This window comes from Dietzia sp. UBA5065 (genome assembly GCA_002415925.1).
Classification (GTDB): domain Bacteria; phylum Actinomycetota; class Actinomycetes; order Mycobacteriales; family Mycobacteriaceae; genus Dietzia.
Map to the genome: position 1 here is coordinate 41630 of DIAZ01000143.1, position 6797 is coordinate 48426.

A 6797-nucleotide genomic window follows, 5' to 3' on the forward strand; every position below is an offset into this window, starting at 1 on the left:
CCTGTCGGCATCGCCTCGGATTCGGAGCAGGGCCGAGGACTGCGGGATGATGGGCGGGTGAACCAGAGTGAAGATCCCGGGACCACCGCCGGAGAGACCCCTGACCACGACGCACGTCTGTTCCCGCGGGTCACGGCCTACCGGTTCCGTCGGGGAACGATGCGTCCGGGGCAGCAGCGCAACTGGGAAGAGCACTGGCCGACGTACGGCCGCAACGTCACGGACGAGGTGGTCGACCAGCAGGCGCTGTTCGGCCGGACCGCGCCGCTGATCGTGGAGATCGGGTCCGGGACCGGGACGTCCACCGCGGCGATGGCCGCGGCGGAACCGGACATCGACGTGATCGCGGTGGAGGTCTACCAGCCGGGTCTGGCCCAGTTGCTGGGCATGATCGTGCGCGAGGGGCTGGGCAACGTCCGGATGATCCGCGGCGACGGCGTCGACGTCCTCACCAACATGATCGCCCCCGCGAGCCTGACCGGGGTCCGCGTGTTCTTCCCGGACCCGTGGCCCAAGGCGCGGCACCACAAGCGGCGGCTGCTCCAATCGGGCACCTTCCAACTCATCGCCTCCAGGCTCCGGCCCGGCGGCGTCCTGCACGTGGCCACCGATCACGCGGACTACGCGGAGTGGATCGGCCCGACGGGCGACGCCGAACCCGCGCTCGAGCGGCTCGACCCACTGACCGACGCCGGACACGTACCGTTCACCCTGGAGCGACCCGTGACCAAGTTCGAGGGCAAGGGTCTGGAGGAGGAGCGCGTGATCAACGAGTTCCTCTGGCGACGTAGAGACTGACCATCCTTATAGACCGAAGAGCCCTGTGGACGAAGAGCCCAGCGGGCGAAGAGCGAGGCGGCAGAAGATGACCCCAGCTGACGGACCGGGCGCGCACGTGACGTCGGACGAGGACACCCCGGACGCCCCGGGCATGGTACTGCTCGTCTGGGACGCACCGAACGTCGACATGGGACTCGGATCGATCCTCGGCGGCCGCCCGACGGCCGTCTACCGCCCCCGCTTCGACGCGCTGGGTCGGTGGCTGCTCGACCACACCGCCGACCTCTCGCTGCGGACCGACGACACCCTCGAGGCCGAGGCGACGGTCTTCACGAACATCGTCCCGGGCACCTCCGACAACGTCCGCCCGTGGGTCGAGACCCTGCGCAACGTCGGCTTCGCCGTGTTTGCCAAGCCCAAGAGCAGCGCGGATTCCGATGTCGACGACGACATGCTCGCGCACATCGACCTCCGGGCGGAGTCCGGGCGACTCGCCGGCGTCGTGGTGGCCTCGGCTGACGGCCAGGCGTTCCGCGAACCGCTGGAGGAACTGGCCGACGAGATCCCGGTCACCGTCATCGGTTTCCGTGAGCACGCCACCTGGGCGGTCCAGCACGACACGATCTCGTTCCTCGACCTGGAGGACATCCCCGGGGTGTTCCGGGAGCCCCTGCCCCGGGTCAGCCTCGACAACCTGCCCGTCGAGGGTGCCTGGCTGCAGCCGCTCCGCCCGCTCTCGGCCCTGCTCAACTCGCGTTAGGAGCGCACGCACCCGTGTTCAACTCACTCGGGCGGTTCGTCGCCCACCGCCGCGTCCTGGTCCTGGTGTTCCTGGTCCTGGTCATGGCGACGCTCAGCGTCGCCGGGAGCATGTTGGGCAAGCCGTTCGGACAGGGCGGCTTCGAGGACCCGAAGAGCGGGTGGGCGACCGCCGAGCGGCTCGAGCAGGAGGCGTACGGCCGGGACGCGCTGGGAGACGTCGTGGTGACCTACCACGCGCCCGCCGGCACCACGGTCGACGACCCGGCCTTCCAGGACCCGATCCGGGCCTCCCTCGAGACGCTCCGCGGCGAGTTCCCCGACCAGGTCACCGGGGTGACCAGCTTCGTGTTCAACCAGTCTCCGGCCCTGGTCAACAGGGACGTCGGCATCGCGGTGGCCTCCATCCAGATCGCCGGTGAGGACGAGGAGATCCTCGAGAACTTCCGGGAGGTCGAGGACCGTATCCCCGTCGCGGGCATCCAGACCGACATCGCCGGCCTGCAGCCGGTCGCGGGTGCCCTGCAGGACGGGATGGACGCCGACCTCGTGCGTGCCGAACTCATCGCGCTGCCGCTGGTGTTCATCCTGCTCATCGTGGTGTTCGGCGGAGTCGTGGCCGCGTCCCTGCCGGTGGCCGTGGGCATCCTCACGATCCTCGGGTCGCTCGGCGCGCTGCACCTGCTGTCGCTGCTCACCCCCGTCAACTCGTTCTCCCAGAACGTCGTCACCCTGATCGGGCTGGGGCTGGCGATCGACTACGGGCTGTTCGTGGTGAGCCGGTTCCGGGAGGAGATGGCGGAGGGGTACCCACCGGAGGCCGCCGTCCGCCGGACCGTGGCCACCGCCGGCCGCACCGTCGTGTTCTCGGCGGTGATGGTGGGCGTGACGCTCTCCGGTCTGCTGGTCTTCCCGCAGGCCTTCCTCAAGTCGGTCGCCTACGGCGCGATCGCCGCCGTCATCCTGGCCGCCCTGCTGTCGGTCACGCTGCTCCCGGCGGTGTTGGTCCTGCTGGGCCACCGCGTGGACATGCTCGGGATCTCGCGCCTGCAGCGTCATCGCACCCGCGAGGAGGTCGAGAACGGCCTGTTCGGCCGGGTGGCGGACTTCTCCATGAAGCATCCGGTCGCCGTCGCGGTCCCCATCGTGGTGGTCCTGGTGGCGCTCATCATCCCGTTCTCCGGGGTGAAGTTCGGCGGCATCAACGAGACCTACCTGCCCCCGGACGACACCACCCGGGTCGCGCAGGAGCAGTACGACCAGAACTTCCCTGGCACCCGGACGGACCCGGTCAAGCTGGTGGTGATCGGCTCGGACGGCACCTCCCTCTCGCAGATCCGGGCCGAGGCCAACAACGCGCCCGGACTCACCGGCCCGTTCCAGTTCGCCCGATCCGGCCAGCAGGACGAGCAGGGGCGCGACGTGGTGGTGCTCCAGTCCGGCCTGCTCGACCGCAACGCCCCGGCCGACACGGTCGAGTACCTGCAGAAGTTCCCGATCCCGGCCGGCACCGAGGTGTACGTGGGCGGCAACCCGGCCATGGAATCGGACTCGGTGGACGCGCTCGTCGGCGGCCTGCCGTGGTTCGTGCTCTACGTGTTGATCGCCACCACGATCCTCATGTTCCTGGCGTTCGGTTCACTCGTCCTGCCGATCAAGGCCGCCATCATGAACATGCTGGGCCTGGGCGCGACGCTGGGGATCCTCACGTGGATCTTCGTCGACGGCCACGGCGCGGACCTGCTCGGCTTCACCCCGGGGCCGCTCACCTCGCCCGTGGTGGTGTTGCTCATGGCGATCATCTACGGGCTGTCCACCGACTACGAGGTGTTCCTGATCTCCAGGATGGTCGAGGCCCGCGCCCGCGGTGCGCGGACCGCCGACGCCATCCGCAGCGGCGTCGCCACCACGGGCGGGATCATCACCTCGGCCGCGCTCATCCTCATCGTGGTGACGGGGGCGTTCGCGTTCTCCGAGATCGTCATGATGAAGTACATCGCGTTCGGCATGATCGCGGCGCTGATCATCGACGCGACCGTGATCCGCATGCTTCTCGTGCCGGCGGTCATGCAGCTGCTCGGACCCGACTGCTGGTGGGCGCCCGGGTGGATGAAGCGGATCCAGGAGCGGATCGGACTGGGTGAGGCCGAGCTCGGCGACGAGCCCGAACTCCGTGTCGGCGGCCCCGCGGATCCCGGACAGGTCGACCCCGCGTCCCCCGCCGAGGAGGAAGCCCCCGGCGCGGCGCCGGAGCGGTCCGTGTCGCCGGTCCGGGTGCTCGAACGGGAGCCCGAGCCCGAGCCCGAGGCTGAACCGGAGCCCGAGGCTGAGCCCGAGCCCGAGCCCGAGGCTGAACCGGAGCCCGAACCGGTTCCGCGCGAGCGTGTCTCCGGGGAGAAGATCCCGGCGGCGGAGCTGATCGCCCGGCTCCGGCAGGCGCGGGAGCAGGAGCGCGGCGAGTGACGCCCGGCCCGGACTCCGGAGTGGGAGCCTGGGCCGGGGCGGGTGCACTGGTTATGGTGACGGGATGACGGGGACGCGGGGTGCCGACGTGCGGCGCCGCATGCGGTTGATCCTGGGCAACCCGTGGTTCAAGGCGATCGCCACGTTGACCGTCCTGTTCTTCATCCTCTACTGGCTCCGCGGCCAGATGCCGTTCTTCGCCGAGGGGTTCGAGGCCGTCGCCCGCCCGCACTGGGGCTGGATCGCCCTGGCGCTCGTCTTCTCGTACCTGTCGATGTCGAGTTACGGCTCGGTGCAGAAGGTCCTCCTGGAGTCGGCCGGGGTGAGGGTGAGCTACTGGGCCAGCGTCGGTCTGGTCTTTGCCGCCAACGCCTTCTCCACCTGCATACCCGGGGGGCAGGTGTTCGGCACCACCCTGACGTATCGCAAGACCCGGCAGTGGGGCGCCAGCCGGGTGGTGGCGTCGTGGCAGCTCGTGATCTCCGGCGTGCTGTCGACCGTCGGCATCGTGTTGTTGGCGCTGCTCGGCTTCTTCCTGGTCGGATCGGTCTCCAACCCGTTCCTGCTCGTGCTGTCGGCGTTCGGGCTCGTGTCGATCGTCGTGGTGGTGCAGTGGGCCGCCCGGCATCCGGACAGGATCGAGGGCGCGCTGCTCACGCTGCTGGCCTGGATCAACGCCCGCCGGCGCAAGCCCTCCGACCACGGCGCGTCCGGGGTGCGCAAGGTCGTGGAACAGGCGGAGGCGGTCGACATGACCAAGACCCAGCTGTCCACGGCGTTCGCGTTCTCGCTGCTCAACTGGGTGGCCGACGTGGGATGCCTGTGGGCCGCGGCGAATGCGGTCGGTGCAGAGCACAGCATCGGCGGGCTGTGTATCGCGTACGTCACCGGCAAGATCGTGGCCACCGCGCCGATCACCCCGGGCGGGCTCGGGACCGTCGAGTTCGCCCTCATCACCGCCCTCACCGCGGGGGGGCTCGGCGCGCATCAGGCGTTCGCGACCGTGTTCGTCTACCGCATCGTCAGCTTCGTGCTGATCGCCCTCGTCGGGTGGGTGATCTTCTTCCTCTTCTACCGCGGGGTCGCGGACGTCGATCCCGATGCGGCGCCCGGTGAGGGCGGCCCGACGGAGGAGTCCACCTCGTCGTCGTCGTCCGATGAGTACTCCCCGCCGACGACGTCGGCGGCCGTGCCGCCGGCCGACCTCGCGGAGATCTGGCCGCTGAGGGGTACGCCGTGGCGGGCGACCGTCCCGCACTTCTCCGGACCGATCCCCCTTCTGCCCGTCCGCGGGGACGATCGGCTGGTCGGCGAGGGTGGGGAGTCGTCCACCACGTCGGGTCGGGGCGAGTCGAACGAGAAGAAGGAAGGGTGAGGCGGTGGCACTGCCGTTGATCTTCGCGCTGGACGTCGTGCTGGTGGGGGTGTTCGCGACCTTCGGCCGCGGCGCCCACTCCGAGGGGCTCGGCGCGGCGCAGGTGTGGGGGGCGGCGTGGCCGTTCCTCATCGGACTCGCCGCGGGGTGGGTGGTGGTGCTGGCCACGCGGCGGGATCCCGCCACGGTCCGGTCGGGTGTCCTGCTGTGGGTGACGACCCTCGTCGGCGGGATGGCCATCCGCGGCCTCGGCGACGGACGCGTGCCGCACTGGAGCTTCATCATGGTGGCCGGAGTCGCCACCGCCGTGTTCCTGGTGGGGTGGCGGGCGGTGCGCGCCGCCGTGGTCCGGTCCCGTGCGGGCCGGGGTTGACCGCGTGGTCTAGCGGACCTCGGGCGGGAGCCGGTCGATCGGCTCCCCCGGTACGGGGATGTTCTCCGGCGGGTGCACGCCCTCCGGGGCGGGGGCCGGGGCGGGAGCGGGTTCCGGCAGCGCGCCTGGGGCCGGTAGCGCGTCTGGGGCCGGCAGCGCCTCGGGTACCGGGGCGGGAGGGGGCGCGGGGCTGACGGGACCGGTCCAGGCACCGAGGTCCTCGCGCGAGCCGGCGAAGATGTTGAGGTCGACGGGGCCCGCGAAGCCGGGGACCTCGCCCGTCTCCGATTTCTGCCAGAACAGCCACCGGTCCCAGCCGCCGATCACGGGCAGCGTCGGCTCGGGCACTCCGTACTCGGCCAGCCACAGCGGGTACTCGGCGAACTGCGTGGTGTTGGCCATCCGGTCGATCCAGAAGTACCGGTAGGTGTAGACGATCGGTGTCCGGCCGGTGAGATGCGTGAGCGTGTCGAGGAAGACGCGCGTCCACTCCATCAGTTCCCCGGGGTTCCTGCCCTCGTCCGTCTCGAGGTCGAGCACCGGCGGGAGCTGATCCCCGCCGACCGACTGCAGCCGCGCGGCGAACGCGTGCGCCTGCATCACGGGATCCATCGCGGGCCGCGCCATGTGGTAGCTGCCGACTGTCATGCCGGCCGCCCGGGCCGCGTGGACGTCCGCCTCGTAGTGCCTGTTGGCCGGACCGCTGCCCTCGGTGGCCTTGATGAACGCGTAGGTCTGGCCGGAGGCGGCGGCCGCGTGCCAGTCGACCGGGGCGCCGTGCGGGTGCTGCCAGCTGGAGGAATCGAGTCCCCGCGCCAAGCCGTCGAAGGCGGCCGAGGGCGGGACCACCGCGTCGGCCCGGGGGGAGAGGACGACGACGAGGAGGCCGATGGACAGGGTCGCCGCGGAGGCGAGGGCCACGAGAAGGCGCGGGATGGGGGCGCGGCGAACTGGCGGTTCGGCAGAGGGCATAGGGCGAGTATCGGGCAGTATCGCTAGTCACACAAGCAACTCGCGCAACATCGGGCCAGGTGGCATCCGGTGCCA

The 6797-nt window shown here is 70.6% G+C and carries 6 protein-coding genes; 5 read left to right on the forward strand and 1 reads right to left on the reverse strand.

The window, feature by feature from the left end; all coding sequences use genetic code 11:
• Positions 1-57: 57 nt before the first annotated feature.
• The 5 genes from trmB to B4M60_RS11850 all read left to right on the forward strand — a co-directional run bounded on the left by trmB (position 58) and on the right by B4M60_RS11850 (position 5750).
• Positions 58-798: a tRNA (guanosine(46)-N7)-methyltransferase TrmB gene (gene trmB, locus B4M60_RS11830; RefSeq protein ID WP_291084096.1), complete on the forward strand. Its 741-nt coding sequence runs from the start codon at positions 58-60 to the stop codon at positions 796-798.
• A gap of 67 nt (positions 799-865) precedes the next feature.
• Positions 866-1540 carry an NYN domain-containing protein gene (locus B4M60_RS11835; protein ID WP_414646797.1) on the forward strand — a complete coding sequence of 225 codons (675 nt, stop codon included), beginning with the start codon at positions 866-868 and terminating at the stop codon, positions 1538-1540.
• 14 nt (positions 1541-1554) lie between these two features.
• The gene (locus tag B4M60_RS11840) at positions 1555-4002 is read left to right on the forward strand and encodes an MMPL family transporter (RefSeq protein WP_291084098.1); all 2448 of its coding nucleotides are present in this window, start codon (positions 1555-1557) and stop codon (positions 4000-4002) included.
• 64 nt (positions 4003-4066) lie between these two features.
• Positions 4067-5377, forward strand: coding sequence for a lysylphosphatidylglycerol synthase transmembrane domain-containing protein (locus B4M60_RS11845; RefSeq protein ID WP_291084100.1), 1311 nt, complete (start codon positions 4067-4069; stop codon positions 5375-5377).
• Between the two features lie 4 nt (positions 5378-5381).
• The gene (locus tag B4M60_RS11850) at positions 5382-5750 is read left to right on the forward strand and encodes a DUF3054 domain-containing protein (protein WP_291084103.1); all 369 of its coding nucleotides are present in this window, start codon (positions 5382-5384) and stop codon (positions 5748-5750) included.
• A gap of 9 nt (positions 5751-5759) precedes the next feature.
• On the opposite strand, the gene B4M60_RS11855 is transcribed toward B4M60_RS11850, so the two are convergent.
• Positions 5760-6722, reverse strand: a complete 963-nt coding sequence (locus tag B4M60_RS11855) for a glycoside hydrolase family 25 protein (protein ID WP_291084107.1) — start codon at positions 6720-6722, stop codon at positions 5760-5762.
• Between the last annotated feature and the right edge of the window lie 75 nt (positions 6723-6797).